The organism is Pseudomonas sp. CF161, assembly GCF_000416215.1.
Lineage (GTDB): Bacteria > Pseudomonadota > Gammaproteobacteria > Pseudomonadales > Pseudomonadaceae > Aquipseudomonas.
The window spans coordinates 1-2420 of the sequence record NZ_ATLP01000021.1 but is presented as its reverse complement, the minus strand read 5'-3'; the positions used below and the strand labels follow the sequence as shown (position 1 = coordinate 2420).

The 2420-nt window shown below is 67.5% G+C and carries 2 protein-coding genes; both read left to right on the top strand.

The genetic code is table 11. From position 1 onward, the window contains the following. Window positions 1-2123: vWA domain-containing protein (locus CF161_RS00225; protein WP_020294510.1), on the top strand; the 2123-nt coding region annotated here is incomplete at its 5' end. Continuing rightward, on the top strand, window positions 2123-2420 hold a 298-nt coding region (locus tag CF161_RS00220), incomplete at its 3' end, for an ATP-binding cassette domain-containing protein (RefSeq protein WP_020294509.1). The genes CF161_RS00225 and CF161_RS00220, both read left to right, overlap by 1 nt.

The following is a 2420-nucleotide window of genomic DNA, read 5'->3' as shown; positions in this document are numbered from 1 at the left end:
CGGCTGCGTCGCAGGCCCGTGGTCCACGCTTGGCCCTGGCCGGGGTGGCGGTGGCCGTCGCCCTGGCCGTGGCCGGCGCCGGTTACTGGTGGCTGAGCGGTGACAGCAAGGACCCGGTGAGCAAGACCCAGGCTTCGACGGCCGTGGGCCAGGGCTCAGGTAGCCCAAGCCCAGGCAGCCCGAGCCTCGGCAGCGTGCCGCCGACGAACCAGAACCAGACCCAGGTGCAGCCAGGCACGCCTGTTGCGGACGTCGATGGCGGCCAGCGGCCGCTGTTGATGCCGGGCAAGAAGACCCTGTTCCAACGCGTGCTGAGCAAGCCTGAGGCACGTTTTTCCGAGGCCCCGGGTGCGGCGCCGGGCAAGGCGTTGCCGGCGTTTTCCGTGCTCTATGTCTACCAGCGCAAAACCGTGGGCGGCAGCCCTTGGCTGCGGGTCGGCGCCGCCAGTGACGGGCGCAGTGCCGGCTGGTTGCCGGAGAGCCAGGTCAGCGACTGGAAGCAGAGCCTGGTGCTCAAGTTCACCGAACGCTCCGGCCGTGCGCCGGTGATGTTCGTGCGTCAGGCCAGTGAGCTGGAACGCTTGCTGGCGGACCCTGCTGCGGCGAAAAACCTGCTGTTGCGGGCGCAGAAAAACCCGGCTGACGAGCAGCAGGTACTGGCCCTGGAGCCGGGCGCGAGCGCGGTGCCCCAGGAGCAGTTCTACCTGCTGCCGATTTTCGAGTCCCGCGAGAGCTTCGACGAAAACGGCCAGCCGGTGCAGTTGCTCAACATCGCCTCGATCGACCCCGGCAATACCTCGCCTGCGCTCAGCAGCCAGCAGCCGGCCGCCGCCCGAAAAGCGCCGGCCGATGCCTTCCGCACAGCGGTGGTGCTGGTGGTGGACACCACGGTGTCGATGCAGCCCTATATCGACCAGGTGCGCGACGTGGTGCACGAGCTGCAAACCCGGATTGCCGAACGCGGCGAGCTGGACAGCGTCAGCTTCGGCCTGGTGGGCTTTCGCAACAGCACCAAGAAGACCCCGGGCCTGGAGTACGTCTCCAAAACCCTGATCACCCTCGACCAGGGGCGCGACCCCAAGCGGTTCATGGAGCTTGCGGGGCAGGTCAAGGCGTCCCAGGTGTCGAGCCATTCGTTCAACGAAGACGCGTTTGCCGGGGTGATGCAGGCGGTCGAAGGCATGGACTGGTCCGGCTACGGCGGGCGCCTGATCCTGCTGGTGACCGACGCCGGCGCCCTGCGCAAGAACGACCCGTTTGCCGCGACCCAGATGAACGAGGCCGAAGTGCGTCAGGCGGCGCTGGGCAAGCAGATCAAGATCTACGCCCTGCACCTGCGCTCCGACGCCGGCAAGAAAACCCACGGCGGCGCCGAGACCCAGTACCGGACCCTGACCGCCGACGCCAACCCGCAGATCGGCGACCTGTACATCCCGGTGCCCGGCGGCGATGTGCGCAAGTTTGGCGAGCGGGTCGACGAGATCGGCTCGGTGTTCGCCAACCTGGTGCACCAGGTGCGCAGCAACCAGCCGCAAGCCGTGCCGGTACTGGCCGCGGCGCCGAGCCTCAGCGAGAAGTCGGCCGCCATCGGCTACGCCATGCACATGGACTTCCTCGGGCGCAAGAGCGCGAGCCAGGCGCCCCAGCTGGTCAGCGCCTGGACCGCCGATCGCGACCTGACCAACCCGGCACTGCCGGCGTTCCAGGTGTGCGTGATGCTGACCAAGTTGCAGCTCAATGACCTGCAACAGTCGCTGAAACTGATCGTCGACGCGGCGCGCAAGACCCAGACCTCGCCGAAGAACTTCTTCCAGGAAATCGCCAGCGCCAGCGCCTACATGAGTCGCGACCCGGCGGCCCTGAAAAAAGGCGGCAACCTGGCCGACGGCGGCGTGCTGGGTGAGTACCTGGAGGGCCTGCCGTATCGCAGCAAATCGCTGAGCATGACTCAGGACCTGTGGCTGTCCCTGAGCGTGGCCGAGCAGGAAGATTTCATCGATGAGCTGGACTCGAAAATCCGCCTCTACGAAACCTTCCACAACGACCTGGCCAACTGGGTGCGCTTCGGCGATGCCGAGCCGGGCGATGCCTTGTACCGCGTTCCGTTGTCGACGCTGCCATGATGCTCAACCTCGGCGATGTGCGTAAAAGCCGCGGCACGGGTAGCCAGCGCTACAGCCTGGTGATCCCGCGCCTGCAATTGCACGCCGGCGAGCAACTGGCGGTGGTCGGGCCCAGCGGCTGCGGCAAAAGCACTTTGCTCGACCTGCTGGCCCTGGTGCTGGCGCCGGACCGGGCGGCACGTTTCGAGTTCGCGCCGGGCCGCGAGGCCCTGGACATCGCCGCGATCTGGCGCGCCTCGGGGCAGAACCCGCTGGCCGCGCTGCGCAGCCGGCACCTGGGTTATGTGCTGCAAACCG